General features: G+C 68.4%; 16 protein-coding genes. 9 read left to right on the top strand and 7 right to left on the bottom strand.

Annotated elements, in window-relative coordinates; all coding sequences use genetic code 11:
• Nucleotides 1–3: 3 nt before the first annotated feature.
• Together JOF46_RS07525 and JOF46_RS07520 are read right to left on the bottom strand one after the other, a co-directional pair.
• Nucleotides 4–1,158: a FecCD family ABC transporter permease gene (locus JOF46_RS07525; protein WP_342592389.1), complete on the bottom strand. Its 1,155-nt coding sequence runs from the start codon at nucleotides 1,156–1,158 to the stop codon at nucleotides 4–6.
• Nucleotides 1,155–2,240 (bottom strand): FecCD family ABC transporter permease, encoded by a 1,086-nt coding sequence (locus tag JOF46_RS07520; RefSeq protein WP_209906761.1) that lies wholly within the window; start codon nucleotides 2,238–2,240, stop codon nucleotides 1,155–1,157. The genes JOF46_RS07525 and JOF46_RS07520 overlap by 4 nt, the downstream gene beginning before the upstream one ends.
• A 56-nt stretch (nucleotides 2,241–2,296) precedes the next feature.
• Between JOF46_RS07520 and JOF46_RS07515 the strand changes: the two genes are divergently transcribed.
• Nucleotides 2,297–3,091 (top strand): MBL fold metallo-hydrolase, encoded by a 795-nt coding sequence (locus tag JOF46_RS07515; RefSeq protein ID WP_209906760.1) that lies wholly within the window; start codon nucleotides 2,297–2,299, stop codon nucleotides 3,089–3,091.
• 55 nt (nucleotides 3,092–3,146) lie between these two features.
• On the opposite strand, the gene JOF46_RS07510 is transcribed toward JOF46_RS07515, so the two are convergent.
• A complete protein-coding gene (locus JOF46_RS07510) occupies nucleotides 3,147–4,193 on the bottom strand; it encodes an ABC transporter substrate-binding protein (RefSeq protein WP_209906759.1) in 1,047 nt (348 codons plus the stop codon).
• Between the two features lie 240 nt (nucleotides 4,194–4,433).
• On the opposite strand from JOF46_RS07510, the gene JOF46_RS07505 reads away from it, so the two are divergent.
• From JOF46_RS07505 to JOF46_RS07480, 6 genes are all read left to right on the top strand, one after another.
• A complete protein-coding gene (locus JOF46_RS07505; RefSeq protein ID WP_209906758.1) occupies nucleotides 4,434–5,234 on the top strand; it encodes an SDR family NAD(P)-dependent oxidoreductase in 801 nt (266 codons plus the stop codon).
• A gap of 382 nt (nucleotides 5,235–5,616) precedes the next feature.
• A complete protein-coding gene (locus JOF46_RS07500; RefSeq protein WP_209911687.1) occupies nucleotides 5,617–6,561 on the top strand; it encodes a siderophore ABC transporter substrate-binding protein in 945 nt (314 codons plus the stop codon).
• 27 nt (nucleotides 6,562–6,588) lie between these two features.
• The gene (locus JOF46_RS07495) at nucleotides 6,589–7,629 is read left to right on the top strand and encodes an ABC transporter permease (protein ID WP_245348044.1); all 1,041 of its coding nucleotides are present in this window, start codon (nucleotides 6,589–6,591) and stop codon (nucleotides 7,627–7,629) included.
• Nucleotides 7,622–8,659: an iron chelate uptake ABC transporter family permease subunit gene (locus JOF46_RS07490; RefSeq protein WP_209906757.1), complete on the top strand. Its 1,038-nt coding sequence runs from the start codon at nucleotides 7,622–7,624 to the stop codon at nucleotides 8,657–8,659. Before JOF46_RS07495 ends, JOF46_RS07490 begins: the two co-directional genes overlap by 8 nt.
• Nucleotides 8,656–9,414: an iron ABC transporter ATP-binding protein gene (locus tag JOF46_RS07485; protein ID WP_209906756.1), complete on the top strand. Its 759-nt coding sequence runs from the start codon at nucleotides 8,656–8,658 to the stop codon at nucleotides 9,412–9,414. The genes JOF46_RS07490 and JOF46_RS07485 overlap by 4 nt, the downstream gene beginning before the upstream one ends.
• A gap of 226 nt (nucleotides 9,415–9,640) precedes the next feature.
• Entirely contained in the window at nucleotides 9,641–11,104 is a 1,464-nt protein-coding gene (locus JOF46_RS07480) for an amino acid permease (RefSeq protein ID WP_209906755.1), read from the top strand.
• A gap of 91 nt (nucleotides 11,105–11,195) precedes the next feature.
• Here JOF46_RS07480 and JOF46_RS07475 read toward each other — a convergent pair whose 3' ends face one another.
• Nucleotides 11,196–12,524, bottom strand: a complete 1,329-nt coding sequence (locus JOF46_RS07475; RefSeq protein ID WP_209911681.1) for an ABC transporter permease family protein — start codon at nucleotides 12,522–12,524, stop codon at nucleotides 11,196–11,198.
• Complete coding sequence (locus JOF46_RS07470) at nucleotides 12,524–13,318, bottom strand: ABC transporter ATP-binding protein (RefSeq protein ID WP_209906754.1); 795 nt, start codon at nucleotides 13,316–13,318, stop codon at nucleotides 12,524–12,526. Before JOF46_RS07470 ends, JOF46_RS07475 begins: the two co-directional genes overlap by 1 nt.
• A gap of 160 nt (nucleotides 13,319–13,478) precedes the next feature.
• On the opposite strand from JOF46_RS07470, the gene JOF46_RS07465 reads away from it, so the two are divergent.
• Nucleotides 13,479–13,739 (top strand): glutaredoxin family protein, encoded by a 261-nt coding sequence (locus tag JOF46_RS07465; protein ID WP_209906753.1) that lies wholly within the window; start codon nucleotides 13,479–13,481, stop codon nucleotides 13,737–13,739.
• 231 nt (nucleotides 13,740–13,970) lie between these two features.
• Entirely contained in the window at nucleotides 13,971–14,543 is a 573-nt protein-coding gene (locus tag JOF46_RS07460) for a hypothetical protein (RefSeq protein WP_209906752.1), read from the top strand.
• 58 nt (nucleotides 14,544–14,601) lie between these two features.
• Here the strand turns inward: JOF46_RS07460 and JOF46_RS07455 are convergent, their stop codons facing one another.
• Together JOF46_RS07455 and JOF46_RS07450 are read right to left on the bottom strand one after the other, a co-directional pair.
• Entirely contained in the window at nucleotides 14,602–15,675 is a 1,074-nt protein-coding gene (locus JOF46_RS07455) for a sugar phosphate isomerase/epimerase family protein (RefSeq protein ID WP_209906751.1), read from the bottom strand.
• The gene (locus JOF46_RS07450) at nucleotides 15,675–16,541 is read right to left on the bottom strand and encodes a sugar phosphate isomerase/epimerase family protein (RefSeq protein WP_209906750.1); all 867 of its coding nucleotides are present in this window, start codon (nucleotides 16,539–16,541) and stop codon (nucleotides 15,675–15,677) included. The genes JOF46_RS07455 and JOF46_RS07450 overlap by 1 nt, the downstream gene beginning before the upstream one ends.
• Nucleotides 16,542–16,675: the final 134 nt, after the last annotated feature.

Below are 16,675 nucleotides of genomic sequence, written 5' to 3'. Positions count from 1 at the left end.
CCCTCAGGTTCCTTCCTTGTTGGAACGCACCAAGACCCAGATCAGGAATGGTGCTCCCAGTGCGCCGGTGACGACGCCGACTGGTAGTTGTATGTCGGGCAGGATGTTGGTGGCGATGAACGTCGCCGAGACCACCAGCAGCGCGCCGATGCCGGCGGCGGAGCCCAGGTGGCTGCGGCCATTGCACAGGCGCAGCGCCAACGGCCCGGCCAGGAACGCGACGAACGCCAGCGGGCCGGTCACCGCGGTGGCCACGGCACACAGCCCGACCCCCAGCAGGATCAGCCCCAGCCGGGTGGACCGCACGCCCAGCCCCAGACCGGCGGCGGTGTCGTCGCCCAGTTCCAGGATCCGCAGCTTCGCCGCGGCGGGCACCAGGAGCGGCAGCAGGATCGCCAGCGCCGCGCCCAGCAAGCCCGCCCGGTCCCAGGTGCTGGCGGACAGCGATCCGGTGAGCCAGCGCAGCGCGTCGGAGGCCATCCGGATATCGGTGCGGGTGAGCAGGTAGGAGATGATGCCCTGCAGCATCGCCGCCACCGCGATGCCGGCCAGGATCAGCCGGGCCCCGGTGTGCTTCCCGGCATCGGCGATGGCGTAGATCAGCAGCGCCACGGCCAGTGCGCCGGCGCAGGCGATCAGCGAGAGGCCAATCCCCTGGGCGCCGAAGAACAGCATTCCCGCCACCGCGGCGGCGGACGCCCCGTAGCCGACGCCGATCACATCGGGGCTGGCCAACGGGTTGCGCAGCATGCGCTGGAAGATGGCCCCTGAGGCGCCGAACGCGGCCCCGGCCAGCACGCCGACGGCGGCCTGCGGCAGCCGGTCCTCCCACAGCATGAAGGAGACACCCGGAACGCGTTCGCCGGCCAGGGCAGCGAGCAGGTCGTCGATGGCGATGGGGTGGCGCCCGGCCACCAGGTTCAGGAGCACCGCGACCACGATGCCGGCGGCGGCCAGCAGGTTCACCCGGGCCACCGGCCCGATGCGGCGGCCGGGGCGGGGTGTGGATTGGTGCGGGGGCCCGGGCGTGTGCCGGGGCTTGGACCGCGTCGCGCCCGGGGGCGGTCCTCCGGAAGGCGCGCCGGGAACTTCGGCCCGCTTCATGGCAGGGGCAGCCTCGGCGGTGTCGCCAACCCCGGAAAGCATCTGGCGGCTCACAGCGTGACCTTCTTTCCGCGGCGCAGCAGCCAGAGGAACAGCGGCGCGCCGATCACCGCGGTCATGACCCCGACCTGGACCTCGGCCGGCGGGGCGATGACCCGGCCCACCACGTCGGCGCCCAGCAGCAGTACCGGCCCGGCCAGCATGGACAGCGGCAGCAGCCAGCGGTAGTCCCCGCCGGCCAGCACGCGGATCGCGTGGGGCACGATCAGCCCGACGAAGCCGATGGGCCCGGCCAGCGCGGTGGCCGCCCCGCACAGCAGCACCACTCCCGCCGCCGACACCGCACGCCCGCGGCCCACGCGGAACCCGAGCCCCACGGCCGAGTCGTCTCCCAGTGCCAACGCATTGAACAACCTGGCACCTGCCAGCACCGCGACAGCACCGAGCGCCAGGAACGGGGCGACGGAGAGCATCTCGGGCACCTCGCGGGCGGCCAGGGTGCCGACCTGCCAGAACCTGAAGCGGTCCAGCGCCTCCTGGCCGATCATCAGCACGGCGTTGGTCAGTGACCCGAGGCCCGCGGCCATGGCCGCCCCGGCCAGGGCGAGCTTCAGCCCCGTGGCGCCGTCGCGGCCCAGCGACGCCACCAGGTAGACCAGCAGCGAGGCGCCGGCGGCGCCCGCGAAGGCGAAAAGGATGTAGCCGTGCAGCGTGGACACGGCGAAGAAGTGGATGCCGGCCACCACGGCCAGCGCGGCACCGGCATTGACGCCCAGGATGCCCGGGTCGGCCAGCGGGTTGCGGGTGATGCCCTGCATCCCGGCCCCGGCGAGTCCCAGGGCGGCACCGATGAGCAGCCCGGCGACCGTGCGCGGGATGCGCGAGGCGATAACCGCGTGCTCTCCGTTGGCCGGGTCCAGGTGCACCAGCACATCGAGGACCGTGGACGGGGCGATGGGCCGGGCGCCGATCAGCAGGGACAGGAAGAGCAGCAGTGCCAGGGCTGCCGCCAGGAGAAGACCGAGCACCGGCGCGGGCATGAGCCCGGGGCGCCGTGCGGGCGCGGGGGAATCGGTTTTCCGTGCGGACACCGGCAGGGGCTCGGACGTTCTTGATCCGGCTGGTGGCGCGCTCATGGATTGCCCATCCGGTTCCGGGCGGAGGCCCACGTCGTGGCCCTAGACTGGTGGCCATGATCAAGCAGCAAGCCACCGTCGTGACCGAGCAGGCATCCTATTACCTGGCCCCGAACCCCGGACCGATGTCGCTGGAGGGAACCAATTCCTGGATCCTGCGTGCACCGGGTTCCGAGCATGCCGTCATCGTGGATCCCGGGCCCGACGACGCCGGGCACCTTGGGTCGCTGGCCGCCGAATCCGTCGAGCTGATCCTGGTCACGCACCGCCACCACGACCACACCGAGGGCATCGACACGCTGCACCGGCTCACCGGGGCCCCGGTGCGTGCGGCGCTGCCGGAGCATTGCCGCGAGGCCGGGGTCTTGGTCGACGGGGAGGAAATCCACGCGGCTGGCCTGCGGCTGCGCGTTCTCGCAACCCCCGGCCACACCTCCGATTCGCTGTGTTTCCTGCTGCCCGATGACGGGGAAAACGGCTCGATGCTCACCGGGGACACCATCCTGGGCCGCGGCACCACGATCCTGGATGCGCCCGACGGCACCCTGGGCGGCTACCTGTCCTCGCTGGACAAGCTGGAGGCCGGCCCCGATGCGCTGGTGCTTCCGGCGCATGGCCCGATGTTGGGATCCCTGCACGGAATCGTGCGCGAATACCGGGCGCACCGGCTTGAGCGGCTGGCCCAGATCCGCTCCGCGCTGGCGCAGATCCGGGCCGATTCCGCCGTTGAGCCCACCATCGCCCAGGTCACCGACGTGGTCTACGCCGACGTGGATCCGCGGGTGCGACGGGCAGCGGAGATCTCGGTGGCAGCGCAATTGCACTACCTCATGGAGTCCGAAGCTTCCTGACATTGCCTGTGGTTCCCGCCTGAATCGGTGCCGGTGCGTGGGTGGTGCGTGCCCGCTACTTGCCGGCGGCAGCCTGTGCGGCTGCAGCGAAGGCCGGGACGACCTTGTCGATGGCGTAGGGCACCGACAGCGGGGACGCCGCCGAGATGGCAAGCACCTCCATGTCGTTGGCCGCGGCCACCAGCCCGCCCTTGGAGACGGCGGGGATCTGGGCGAAGAGCTTGTTCTTGGCAATCCCATCGGTGCCGGTGCCCTCGGCGGCCCAGGTGAAGAAGATGTCGGAGTCCAGCTCGTTCGCGCGTTCCGCGGCCCATGGAAGGAAGAACTCGCCGTCCTTGGCGTTCGCATCGACGATTGCCGCCTGGGTCATGCCCAGTGCGGTGAGGAAGCGCGGGCGCGAATCCCCGGTGGCGTAGAGGCTGATGGTGTTGTCGGACGGCTCCAGGTTTCCGGCGATGAAGGTGGTGTCCTTGAAGACCGTGTTTGCCGCGGCGGCAGCGGCGATCTTGCCTTCGACCTCGCTGATGACGGCCTTGGCCTCGGCGTCCTTGCCCAGTGCCTGGCCAACCGCGGTGGTCACGTCCTGCCAGCCGGAGGTGTAGCTCGGGGCGATCGGGCCGATGACCGGGGCGATCTTCGAGAGCTTGTCGTATTCCTCCTGTGTCAGGCCCGAGTACCCGGCCACGATGAGGTCGGGCTGTGCCTCGGCCAGCGCGGTGAAGTTCACGCCGTCCTTCTCGGAGTACTGCACCGGTGCCTTCTCGCTGCCGATCGAGGCGCCGAGCTCGGCGAGCTTGGCATCCTTCCAGTCGGTGGAGCCCTGCTTGTTGTTTCCCCAGGTGTCCTCGGCCATGGCCACCGGAACGACGCCCAGTGCCAGCACCGCATCGGCGTTGACCCAGGAAACCGTGGCCACGCGCTCGGGCTTCTTGGCGATCTCGGTCGTGCCGTAGATGTGCTTGATGCTGACCGGGAACGCGGCGCTTGCCGCTGCGGTGCTGCTGGCCGGGGCGCTTTCGGCGGTTCCGCCGCAGGCGCTGAGGGTCAAGGCAAGGGCGGTGGTTGCTGCGGCGATGAGGCCGGCGCGTCGAGTGAACTTCATGTGGGTGTGGAATCCTTTGCGATTCGGCGGTGCAAGCGATGGAAACGGCGGAGGAGGTGCTCGGTCGGCAGGCTTCGTGCTTCGGCCGTCACACCGACACCTGACGAGTAAGGCTAACCTCACCAATTCGGATTACGCAACACGGCTCGGCCCTAATTGGCTGAACGCCACCGCGGCCGGGGATGACAAATGCCCGTCATTTCGCGGGCCATCCGGCCATCCGGTGACTAGGCTCACACCATGAGTGATTTCTTGCCGCCGGAAACCAGCAACCCGCACCGCAGCCCGGGCACGGCGCTGGTCACGGGCGCCACCTCGGGGCTGGGCGCCGAATTCTGCGCGCAATTGGCGGCCCGCGGACACGACCTGGTGATCACGGCCCGTGACGGGCAGCGGCTGGCGGAACTGGCCGCGCGGCTCCACGCGCAATTCGCCATCAACGTCGAGGTGCTGGCCGCGGACCTGGTGACCGACGAGGGAACCGAACGGGTGTCCGCCCGCCTGGCCCAAGCCTCTCGACCCGTCAACCTGCTGGTCAACAACGCCGGGTACGGCTTGCGCGGCAACTTCGCCGACAACGACCTCAACAAGGAACTCGACCACCTGCGGATCCATACCCAGACTCCGCTGGTGCTGATGCATGCGGCACTGAACGCCATGGGCTCCGGCGGAGGAGGAAAGATCATCAACGTCGCCTCGGTCGCCGCCTTCACCCCGCGCGGCAGCTACTCGGCAGCCAAGGCGCTGATCGTGAACTTCAGCCGCTGGGCAAACGTTTTCTACGCCGGCCGCGGCATCTCCGTCACCGCCGTGTGCCCCGGCTTCGTGCGTACCGAGTTCCATGACCGGATGGGCGTGGACAAGACCAAGATCCCCGCATGGGGATGGCTGGATGCCCCGGACGTGGTGCGGCAGGCGCTGGCCGACAGCGACGCGGGCAAGTCCTTGTCGATCCCCTCGATGCGCTACAAGCTCGCCGCCACACTGGCCCGGATCGCACCCGATGCACTGGTTGAGCGCTTGGCCAGGCGCGGACGCTAGCCGGGCCCGGCCGGGCCGCCCACTTCCACGCCCCCCAAACCATCTGCGCGGCCACTGCGGCCGTGGATGGACCCGTCCGTGTCCATCCATGCCTCGCCGGACGTCAAAAAACGTCACGACATGCCCTTTTGCCGAACCCATGGCCAGAGGGTGACCGACATCACTTTCCGGGCCAAGTGGGTCACGGATTCCCCGCAACGAAGGGCTTCCCGGGGCCGCCCCGCCCTCCCAATCGAAGCGCGCCGACAACCTATCGAGGTTGATCGGCTTGCGCATAGGCACGCCTTATCTATAGCGTCTCCCTTGAGTTCATTTACGTTACAAGGCTGTTCGCTAATTGGCACAGGCCTTGGGCAGCTGCCCCACCATCGGAGAAATCATCGTGAAGACCCCCGTTCGCGTCGTCCTTGGCGCATTTGCCGCCGGCGCATCCCTGCTCGCCCTGACCGCTTGCGGCGGTTCCACCGAGGCAGGTGCCCAGGCCGACAGCGGCAAGACCGTGAGCATCACCCACGCCCAGGGAACCACCGAGGTTCCGGTGAACCCGGAGACCGTCTACACCTTCGACCTGGGTGTGCTCGACTCAATGACCGCCCTGGGGCTGGAAGCCGACGGCGTTCCGGAAACCAAATACCCCGAGTCGCTGGCCAAGTACAACGATGCCGCCGTCGCCAAGATCGGGTCCATGAAGGAACCGGACTTCGAAGCCATCTCCAACGGCAACCCGGACCTGATCATCATCACCGGCCGCGCAGCCTCCTCCTACGGGGAACTGTCCAAGATCGCCCCGACCATCGATTTGTCGGTGGACATCAAGAAGCCGCTGGACTCCTTCAAGGAACAGGCCGGCAAGCTGGGCCAGATCTTCGACGTCGAAACCAAGGTCGACGAGCAGCTCGCCGCCATCGACACCAAGATCGCCGACGCCAAGGCCAAGAGCGCCAACGCCGGCAAGGGACTGATCATCATGACCTCCGGCGGCGAACTGACCGCCTACGGCGCCGGCTCGCGCTTCGGCCTGATCCACGACGTGCTCGGGGTGTCCACCGTTGCCGACATCAAGTCCGAGGGCGCCCACGGCGAATCGATCTCCTTCGAGTTCCTGAAGACCAACAACCCCGACACCCTGTACGTGGTGGACCGCGACTCGGCCATGGGCACCTCGGGCGATGCCGCCAAGGCCGTCCTGGACAACGAGCTGGTCGCCTCGACGAACGCCGCCAAGAACAACAAGATCGTGAACCTGGATTCCAACGCCTGGTACATGGTCGGCTACGGCCTGAACAACACCGAAAAGATGATCGACGAGGTCGCTGCGGGCCTGTAGGCAGCTGCCCACAGTCGCAAACCCATCATGAGCGCACCAGTACTCAGCCGTTCGGCCGCCGCGGAGCAGGATCCCGCGGTGGCCGTTCGGCGTTCCAAGAAGCCATCCGAAACCACGTGGCTGATCGCCGGCACCGTCCTGGTGGGACTGCTCGCCGTCGTGAGCCTGTTCGTCGGGGTTTCCGACGTCAGCCTTCCCCGGCTGCTGGCCGGCGACCCGGAGGCCTGGGACCTGGTGTGGATCTCCCGCGTGCCGCGTACCCTGGCCGTGATCCTGGCCGGAACCGCGGTGGCGGTGGCCGGGCTGATCATGCAGCTGATGGTGCGCAACCGCTTCGTCGAGCCCTCCACCGTGGGCACCGTGGAGTCGGCAACGCTGGGCATCCTGGTGGTCACCGTGCTTCTCCCCGCCGCCCCGATCATGATGAAGATGGGTGTGGCCTCGGTGTTCGCGCTCGGCGGCACGGCCCTCTTCCTGGCGGTGCTGGGCAGGCTGCCGGCGCGCAACACGCTGCTGGTGCCCATCGTGGGCATCATGCTCGGCGGGGTCATCGGCTCGGTCACCACGTTCTTTGCCTACAAGTACGACCTGCTCCAGACGCTGGGCAACTGGATGATCGGGGATTTCTCCGGGGTGCTGCGCGGACGCTACGAGCTGCTGTGGATCGTCGCGGCGCTCACGCTGGCCGGGTACCTTGCCGCGGACAGGTTCACCGTCGCGGGCCTGGGCGCGGACTTCACCACCAACCTCGGCATGAACCACAAGGCGATCATGCGCTTGGGGCTGGTGCTGGTCTCGCTGATCTCCGCCGTCGTGGTCACCACCGTCGGCGCGGTCCCGTTCCTGGGGTTGATCGTGCCGAACATCGTCTCGCTGCTCTTCGGCGACAACCTGCGCCGCGCGGTGCCGTGGACAGCACTCTTCGGCGCCGGCTTCGTGCTTGTCTGCGACATCATCGGGCGGACCATCCGCTTCCCCTACGAGGTCCCCGTGGGCATGGTGATGAGCGTACTCGGCGCCACCATCTTCCTGGCCCTGCTGCTGAGAACCAGGAAACGACATGCCTAAGACACTCCCGCCGGCAAGCGCCGGGACCCTCCGGGCCCTGCCCCGGCGCAATTTCTCCCCCGCGCTGCTCTCGCCCAAGCGGATCTCCCCCGCCGCGCTGATCACGGTGCTGGCCGTGATCACCCTGGGCTGCGTCGTGGCCTTCATGGTGATCGACCTGCGTGGGAACCTCTCCTACGCGCTGAGTCGCCGCGGCATCCGCGTCGGAGCCATGGTCGTGGTGGCCGTCGCGGTGGGCCTGTCCACGCTGATGTTCCAGACCGTGACGGCCAACCGCATCCTGACCCCCTCGATCATGGGCTTCGACTCGCTGTACATCCTGATCCAGACCGCGTTGGTGTTCACGCTGGGCTCCTCCACGTTGCTCACCGCCTCCCCCGCGCTGAAGTTCGGGGTGGAAGTGGGGCTGATGATCGTGTTCTCCGCGCTGCTCTACCGCTGGTTGTTCACCGGCGGCACCGGGGCGCTGCACCTGATGCTGCTGGTGGGCATCGTGATCGGCACGCTCTTCCGCGGATTCTCCTCATTGCTGCAGCGCTTGATGGAACCGAGCGAATACATCGTGCTGCAGGACCTCTTCTTCGCCTCCTTCAACCAGGTCGAGCCGCTGCTGCTGGGGATCTCCGCGGTCATTGTGGCGCTGGTTGCGGCCGTGGTGTGGAAGCTGCGCAAGAGCTTCGACGTGCTGGCCCTCGGCCGCGAAACGGCCATCAACCTGGGTGTGGACCACCGGCGCATCGTCACCCTGGTGCTGGTGCTCTGCTCGATCCTGGTCGCGATCTCCACGGCGTTGGTGGGACCGGTGACCTTCTTCGGGCTGCTGGTGGTCTCGCTGGCCTACCAAATGGTGCGCAAGTTCTCCCACGCCGCCCTCATCCCCATCGTCTGCCTGCTCGGGGCCATCACGCTGATCGGCGGCCAGCTGCTGCTCGAACGGGTCTTCGGCTTCGCCACCGCGCTGAGCGTGATCATCGAGTTCGCCGGCGGCCTGCTGTTCCTCTACCTGCTCCTGAAGGGTTCCCTGAAGTGATCCGCATTGATTCGGTGACCAAGTCCTACTCCGGCAAAACCGTGGTGGACGCGGTGAGCACCACCATTCCCGCCGGCGGTGTCACCTCCATCATCGGGCCCAACGGCGCGGGCAAGTCCACGCTGCTGTCGCTGATTTCGCGGCTGATCCCGATGGATTCCGGTGCGGTGTCGATTGCCGGGCTGGATATCGGGCGCACCCCCAGCAAGGACCTGGCCAAGTCGATGGCGATCCTGCGGCAGGAAAACCACATCACCATGCGCCTGCGCGTGCGCGACCTGGTGGGCTTCGGGCGCTTCCCGCACTCCGGCGGGCACCCGACCACCGAGGACCGCGCGCACATCGAGGCCGCCATGGACCAGCTGGATTTGGCCGAGATGGCCGACAGCTTCCTCGACGAGCTCTCCGGCGGACAGCGCCAGCGCGCCTACATCGCGATGGTGCTGGCGCAGGACACCGACTACCTGCTGCTGGACGAACCGCTGAACAACCTGGACATGAAGCACTCGGTGGAAATGATGCGGATGATCCGCAAGCTGGCCGACGACCTGGGCAAGACCGTGGTGATCGTCATCCACGACATCAACTTCGCTTCCTGCTACTCGGACACCATCCTGGCGATGCGCCGAGGCGTGCTGGTGCACCAGGGCGCGCCCTCCGAAATCATGACCCAAGAGGTGCTGCGCGACATCTACGACATCGACATCCGGATCGAGGAGATCGACGGCAACCGGATCGGCGTGTACTTCGCCTGAGGTTGGCTGCGCGTCCCGGCGGCGGCCGGAGCTGATGCAAAATAATTCATCACCATGCATGTTTCCGGGCGTTGATTGCGGGTTTCCGAGGTAAGTTTTGCCACAGTGCGCTACGCGGCGATGACCCATGAACCCGTATTTGACCTGTGTCTTTAGATGCATTTCATGGGCTTTCCGGGAGTACCGCAGCGCGTGGCGGATCGCCAAAGAATGCAAAGATTTATGCATGACCACGCAAAACATTGCAGCGGGCACATCCAAGCCCACGCTGCGCCAACAACTGGGCGCACGCAAGCCCATCGAGGCATTCATGGCCGAGGCCGGCAACGGCACCGACGGCCCCAAGCTGCGCCGCACCCTTGGGCTGCTGCACCTGACCATGATCAGCGTCGGGGCCACGCTGGGCACCGGCATCTTCGTGGTGCTCTCCTCCTCGGTGCCGATGGCAGGGCCCGCAGTGTGGATCTCCTTCGCCATCGCCGGGCTTGCCGCCCTTTTCGCAGCACTGTCCTACGCGGAAATGGCCGGCGCCGTCCCGGTGTCGGGGTCAAGCTACACCTACACGTACGCGACCATGGGCGAGGGGCTGGCCTGGATCTGCGGCTGGTGCCTGGTGCTCGAATACGCGGTTTCCGTTGCCGCGATCGCCGTGGGAGCCGGCGAATACCTCAACGAGATGGCCCGCACGCTGGGCATCGACCTGCCCGCCGCACTGACCAATCCCCCGGGCACCGACGGAGGGGTCTTTAACATCCCCGCCCTGCTGATCGTCCTGTTTGCCACGGTGCTGCTGGTGCGCGGGACCCACGAATCGGCCATGGTCAACACCGTGCTGGTGTTCATCAAGATCGCTGTGCTGCTCTTCTTCATCGTGATCGCCTTCAGCGCCTTCACCTCCGGCAACTTCGACCCGCTGTTGCCCATGGGCACCGCCGGGGTCTCGGCCGCCGCGGCGCGCCTGTTCTTCTCCTACATCGGCTTCGACGCGGCCTCCACGGCCGGGGAGGAAGCCAAGAACCCGCAGCGCGACCTGCCCCGTGCCATCGTGCTGTCGATGGTCATCATCACCTCGCTGTACATCCTGGTGGCAATCTCCGCGATCGGCGCCCGCCAGTGGAACTGGTTCGAGGGCAAGGAGGCGGCGCTGGCGCAGCTGCTTCAGGAGGTCACCGGACAGGGCTGGGTGGCGCTGCTCTTCGCCGCCGGCGCTGTGCTCTCCATCGTCTCCATCGTCATCACCGTGCTCTACGGGCAGACCCGCATCCTGGTGGCGATGAGCCGCGACGGCATGGTCCCGGCGGTCTTCGGGCGGATCTCGCCGCGCAACGGCGCACCGGTGGCCGGCACCTGGATCACCGGCGGGGCCGTGGCCCTGGTGGCCGGCCTGGTTCCGCTGGGCCAGCTGGCCGACGCGACTTCCATCGGCACGCTCTTCGCGTTCTCGCTGGTGTCCCTGGCGGTCATCTTCCTGCGCCGGACCCAGCCGGAACTGCCGCGCACCTTCAACGTGCCGTTCTACCCGCTGACCCCGATCCTGGCGATCCTGTTCTGCGGGTACCTGATGGCAAACCTCGGGGTAAGCACCTGGGTGGTCTTCGGGGCCTGGATGGTCGTGGGTGCCTTCATCTACCTGGGCTACGGGCGCAGGCACTCGAAGCTTGCCGCCGACTGGGGCAGCCTGCGGAAGTAGGCCCTGCGCAAACGCCGTGCACACGCCGCTGCCCGGGCACCGATGGTTGGTGCCCAGACAGCGGCGTTTCTTGTTCGGTCTTGCGTCACGGCTAGCCGGATTTGCCCAGCTTCAGCACGCCGCCGGTGGCGGTCAGGGCCACGGCGCCGCGCACCGCAAGCACCCCGGCCAGCAGGGTGAGCAGGATGATGCCCACCGAGACCGGGGCGAAGATGACGGCCATGCCGGCCAGCGGGAAGACCAGCACGCCGCTGACGATGACCGCGCCGATGCCGACCCCGATCACCGGGGCCATGACGGAGCCGACGCGCGCCTTTTCCATGGTGGCCCGCTCCATGCCCAGCCGGTGAAGCCCGGAGTAAAGGTCGGCACGATCCAGCGTGGCCGCCGCCTGGGTGATGGCCGTGGAGCAGGCCACCGAGATGAACGAGGCGACCAGGGTGATCAGCACGCCGGTCATCACGTCGGCGGCCAGCAGCGAGTCCGGGCTGCCGGGGTCGGACTCGGCACCCGCCGTGTTCATCAGCGCGGCGCCGCTTCCACCGACCACCGCGACGAAACTGGTCATCGCGACGCCGGAAACCTGCCGCCAGGCCTGCGCCGGGTTTTCCAGGATCACCCGGGCGGCCAGCAGCTGGGCCGGGCCCTGCGCGCGCTTGAGCTTGGAGGTCCCGATGACCCGCACGGCCCACGGGCCCACCAGGTTCAACGCGCCCAGGCCCAGCGCGAAGCCGCCGAGCAGCACGGCAAGGATGACCGCCATGGAGGCAAAGACCGAGAGCATCGAAAAAGCCAGGGAAACCACCAGGATCAGGGCCGCAACGATCACCGCGCGGATCCAGCGCGGCTTCGGGGTGGTGGTGCGGTTGCGCACGCCCAACGGGGAGACGATGACCTTGCGCAGGCCCACGGCCGCGGAGATCGCGGCGATGAGCGCCACGGCCCCCACCATCAGGGCGATAATGCCCGGTTCCAGCCACATCGCGGACCCGATGGCAGAGCCCTGGAAGTGGACCAGGCCGACCGCCGGAGCGGCGGCGGCATAGAGCAGCACCCCGCCCACCGCACCGGCCAGGGCGGTTGCGCTGGATTCGATGATGGTGATTCCCACAACCAGCCCCGGGGTGCCTCCGAGCAGGCGGACGGTGGACAGCCTGGTGTCCTGGCTACGGGCCGAGAGCCGGGCGGCGGCCGCGCCGAGCACCGCCAGCGGAACCAGCAGCAGCACCACCGCGAGCCCGGCCAGCATCAGGTACATGCCGGTCAACTCGTTTTGCACGCGGGTGAAGGACAGGGCGCCGGCGGTGACGGTGAGCACCAGCGCCGAGACCAGGGCATAGGCCCCCATGGTGAGCAGCAACGGGGCCCGGCGCCCGTGGCCGGGCCGGCCCAGCATCCAGGCCAGGGCCAGCGCGCGCATCACTGCGCCGTTCCCGGGGTTTCGGTCCGAGGGCTTCCCGAGGCTGCAGCCGCGGTCTGTTCGGCGAGGATGCGTCCGTCGCGCAGCCTGATGGTCCTGTCGCAGCGTGCGGCAACCTCGGCATCGTGGGTCACCATGACCAGCGTGTTTCCGCGCCCGGTGGTGGAATCCATCAGGATCGCCAGGACCTCGGCACCGGTGCCCGAATCCAGGGCGCCGGTGGGCTCGTCGGCGAAGGTCACCTGCGCGCCGGTGACCTGGGCGCGGGCGATGGCCACGCGCTGGGTCTGGCCGCCGGAGAGCTGGCCGATGCGCCGCTCCTCCATGCCGCCCAGTCCCAGCGCACGCAGCCATTCGGTGGCGCGGGGCAGCGCCGCGGCGCGCGGGGTCCCGTTGATCAGCAGCGCCATCGCCACGTTCTCCACCGCGGTGAGCTCCGGGATCAGCAGCCCGGACTGGAAGACGAAGCCGAAGGACCCGCGGCGCAGCCCGGAGCGTTCGGACTCCCCCAACGCGGTGATTTCCCGCGGTGCCCCATGGGCCGGGGTGAAGAGCACCGAGCCGGAGTCCGGGCGTTCGATGCCGGCCAGGGTGTGCAGCAGCGTGGACTTGCCCGAGCCTGAGGGACCCATGATGGCCACGGACTCTCCGGTGCGGATGTCCAGGTCCACGCCGTCCAGCGCCAAGGTCGATCCATAGGCGCGGCGCAGGGACCGGGCGGAAAGCACCAGGGTGGTGGATGGGGGTGCCGCAGGGGAAGCGGCGGTCTCGGGTGCGGGGTTTGCTTCGATCATGCCACCAGCATTTCAAATCCGCACCGCCACGGCATCGGAGCAGGTGATGAATTGTTTTCGGCCCGTCTCCACCCCAGGGTGGAGACGGGGGCGCCCCATCCGGCACCTGCGGTGCACAGCGCGGGAATCGAATGCGCCGGGGCGCGGTTGTATCCCGGTGATGGAACTTACCCTTTACACCTCCGCATTCTGTGCACCGTGCGTGCGCGCCCGCTCCGTGCTCCGCGATGCGGGCAAGCTGCTGGCGCAGGCGAACATCCGCGAGGTCGATGTGCTCTCGCACCTGGCCGAATCCGAGGAGGCGGGCATCGTTTCCACCCCCACGCTGGTGGTACGCAGGGACGGCACCGAGGTGTTCAGGGCTTCGGGGGTGCCCAGCGTGCAGCAGGTCCTGGCCGCGGCGGCGCTCGCACTGGATTAGCCGCCGGGTCCGGTGCCAGTGGGCACGTGGACCCCGGGTGGCTGGAAGCCTGCCCGTCAGGCCGGCGCGGGCACCCGTTCCCCTTCCTACCGCTTCGGGCTATGCTGTGCTGACCAGTGCGTTTTGGGGATTTCGAGTGTGGCGCACTGCTTAAGCATCTATTCTGCTCCGGTCCGGGGGGGGGTGGTTGTCCTCCGCCGGGTGGGGCATGACCAAGGGGGATGGTTGGACATGGAAAAAGCAACGTCGTGGACGCGGTTCCTGGGGGTTTCGCTGCGCCCGTTCTCGGGGCACGCGCCCCTTTCACTGATCCTGCGCGGCGCGCTCCAGGCAGCCATCTGCATCGTGCTGCTGGTGGTGGGCGCCAGGATGCGCGCCGAGATCCGTCATCTCGCGGCCGTGGATGCCGGGGCGTCCCGACTGGGCGGAGTCCTGGTGCTGGCCGGGGTCGTGCTGGTGGTGCTGGCGCTGGCTGCGCTGGTGAAGATCGCCGTGGGCATCCTCGATTTGGTGCCGCGAACCTCGGTTCCCGGGACGGTCGTGAGTATCTCCGAGCGCAAGTTCCTGGATTTCCTGCCCGATGCGGTGAACAATGCGCTGTGGGACCGGAAGAACACCGTCGGGCAGTCCTGGGCCGAGCGGCGCAGGGTCCGCCACGAGCTGGTCATCGACACCGGCCACGGGACCCGTGCCTGGACGCTGCGGAACCGGCAGAAGGCCCGCGGGCTGCGGCCGGGGCAGGCCGTCACCGTCGTGGCCAGTCCGCTGGTGGGCTACGTCGACAGGCTGGAATCCGGGATTTGAGCACCGGACGGGGCTCGGTGATGGACTTGCCGTCCCGGGCCGGTCCGTTGGTCCGGCGCTACCGGTCCTGGTTGCTGAAGGCGGCGTCGAAGCTTGTTGCCGGGGTTTCCCAGAGCAGCGAGCGCACGAAGTCGTGCGCCTCGGCGGCCCCGTGCAGCCGGTCCATCCCGGCGTCTTCCCATTCCACGGAGATCGGTCCGGTGTAGCCGATGGAGCGCAGCGTCCGGAACGCATCTTCCCAGGGCACGTCCCCGCGCCCGGTGGAGACGAAGTCCCAGCCGCGGCGCGGATCCCCCCAGGGCAGGTGGGAGCCGAGCACCCCGGCCCGGCCGTTGGGGGTGCGCATCCGGGTGTCCTTGCAGTCGACATGGTAGATCCGGTCCTTGAAGTCCCAGATGAAGGCCACCGGGTCGATGTTCTGCCACATCATGTGGCTGGGGTCCCAGTTGAAGCCGAACGCTTCCCGGTGCCCGATGGCCTCCAGGGTCCGGATGGAGGAGTGGTAGTCGTAGGCGATCTCGGACGGGTGGACCTCGTGGGCGAAGCGGACACCCTGGTCGTCGAACACGTCCAGGATCGGGTTCCAGCGCGCGGCGAAGTCCTCGTACCCCGCCTCGATGACCGCCGCGGGAACGGGCGGGAACATCGCGATGTACTGCCAGATCTTCGAGCCGGTGAACCCCACGACGGTGTCGACCCCGAGCTTGCGCGCCACCCGGGCCGCGCGCTTCATGTCCTCGGCCGCGCGCTGCCGCACGCCCTCGGGGTCCCCGTCGCCCCAGGTGTAGTCGCGCACGATGTTTTGGTGGCGGAAGTCGATGGGGTCGTCGCACACCGCCTGGCCGGTGAGGTGGTTGGAGATGGCGTGGACGCCAAGGCCGTGGCGGTCCAGGATTTCGCGGCGGGAGTCCAGGTAGGCGGCATCTTCGTCGGCACGTTTCAAATCCAGGTGGTCGCCGGAGGCAGCGATCTCCAGCCCGTCGTAGCCCCAGGACGCGGCGAGCCGTGCGACCTCCTCGAGGGGCAGGTCCGCCCATTGGCCGGTGAACAGCGTGACCGGATGCGTCCCTTGGCCGGTGGCCGGTTTGGTGGCCGGTTCGGTGGCAGTGCCGGCGGTTGGTTCCGTGGCCATCAGCGCAGTCCCCCCGCTTGCAGGTTCCTCAGGTAGCCCAGCGAGTCCGCGGCCAGCGCGTCCTGGCTGCTGGCCAGCGGCCGCCAAATGGAGGCGGCGACCGCGATCGAGGCGTTCTCCGGGGTGAACGATTCCACGCACAGCGGGCCGTCGTACCCGGCCAGGTCCAGGGCGCGGATGAAGCCGTGCCAGTCGAAGTGGTCGGCACCCACGGTGCCGCGGTCGTTGCCGCAAACCTGCACGTGGGCGATGTGCCCGGTGGCGCGGGCGACGGCGGCGGCGATGTCTTGTTCCTCGATGTTCAGGTGGTAGCTGTCCAGCGCGATCCCGAGCCCGGGCCCGAGCAACGGCTCGAGCGCGTCGAAGGCTTGGTCCACGGTGTTGATCAGCGAGGTTTCGTAGCGGTTCAGCGGCTCGATGGCCAGCATCACGCCCTTGGATGCGGCGTGGTCAACCAGCGGGGCGAGGTTCTCGCGCAACTGGGTGTAGGTGGCCCGGCGGTGGACCTCGTTCATCGACCAGGTCCGTCCGGTGGCTGCGTAGAACGGGCCGGCGATGGTGCTCGCCCCGAGGGCTGCGGCGGCGTCGATGAGTCCGCGCAGGTAGGTCTGGGTGGCGGCGATCTCGGTGTCGGGTGCGGAGACCAGGTTGCGGCCCGGGGACATCGCGCCGATGAGGACCGGGGCCAGGGAATGCTTGGCCAGCACGCCGGCGGTGCGCTTCGGGTCCCAGTCGCCGAGGTTCTCCAGCGGCAGCTCGATCGCGTCGAACCCCAGGGAGGCGACGTGGGCTGCCAGTTCCGGGACGTCGTCGTCGCGCAGCGGGGAGGTCCAGATCCAGGTGTTGACGCCCAGTTTGCGTTCCATCGTGGTGCCTTCTCCGTATCAGTTGGTGCGTCCGTCGGGCGGGGTTCGCAGGTGGTGGTGCCGCTAGCCTGTCCCCGGGCGCCGGAGGGTTCCGGCTCCTGGGGACAGGCTAGCGCCAACCGGTGCACCCGGGA

Origin of the sequence: Paeniglutamicibacter psychrophenolicus, assembly GCF_017876575.1 — a bacterium.
Lineage (GTDB): Bacteria > Actinomycetota > Actinomycetes > Actinomycetales > Micrococcaceae > Paeniglutamicibacter > Paeniglutamicibacter psychrophenolicus.
The sequence above is the reverse complement of the archived record's forward strand: the minus strand, read 5'-3'. Positions and strand labels throughout refer to the sequence as shown.

Coding starts and splice junctions, on each gene's coding strand:
- JOF46_RS07520 (WP_209906761.1), bottom strand. CDS start 2,240: ATGAGCGCGCCACCAGCCGGATCAAGAACGTCCGAGCCCCTGCCGGTG.
- JOF46_RS07515 (WP_209906760.1), top strand. CDS start 2,297: ATGATCAAGCAGCAAGCCACCGTCGTGACCGAGCAGGCATCCTATTAC.
- JOF46_RS07510 (WP_209906759.1), bottom strand. CDS start 4,193: ATGAAGTTCACTCGACGCGCCGGCCTCATCGCCGCAGCAACCACCGCC.
- JOF46_RS07505 (WP_209906758.1), top strand. CDS start 4,434: ATGAGTGATTTCTTGCCGCCGGAAACCAGCAACCCGCACCGCAGCCCG.
- JOF46_RS07495 (WP_245348044.1), top strand. CDS start 6,589: ATGAGCGCACCAGTACTCAGCCGTTCGGCCGCCGCGGAGCAGGATCCC.
- JOF46_RS07490 (WP_209906757.1), top strand. CDS start 7,622: ATGCCTAAGACACTCCCGCCGGCAAGCGCCGGGACCCTCCGGGCCCTG.
- JOF46_RS07480 (WP_209906755.1), top strand. CDS start 9,641: ATGACCACGCAAAACATTGCAGCGGGCACATCCAAGCCCACGCTGCGC.
- JOF46_RS07475 (WP_209911681.1), bottom strand. CDS start 12,524: ATGCGCGCGCTGGCCCTGGCCTGGATGCTGGGCCGGCCCGGCCACGGG.
- JOF46_RS07470 (WP_209906754.1), bottom strand. CDS start 13,318: ATGATCGAAGCAAACCCCGCACCCGAGACCGCCGCTTCCCCTGCGGCA.
- JOF46_RS07465 (WP_209906753.1), top strand. CDS start 13,479: ATGGAACTTACCCTTTACACCTCCGCATTCTGTGCACCGTGCGTGCGC.
- JOF46_RS07460 (WP_209906752.1), top strand. CDS start 13,971: ATGGAAAAAGCAACGTCGTGGACGCGGTTCCTGGGGGTTTCGCTGCGC.
- JOF46_RS07455 (WP_209906751.1), bottom strand. CDS start 15,675: ATGGCCACGGAACCAACCGCCGGCACTGCCACCGAACCGGCCACCAAA.
- JOF46_RS07450 (WP_209906750.1), bottom strand. CDS start 16,541: ATGGAACGCAAACTGGGCGTCAACACCTGGATCTGGACCTCCCCGCTG.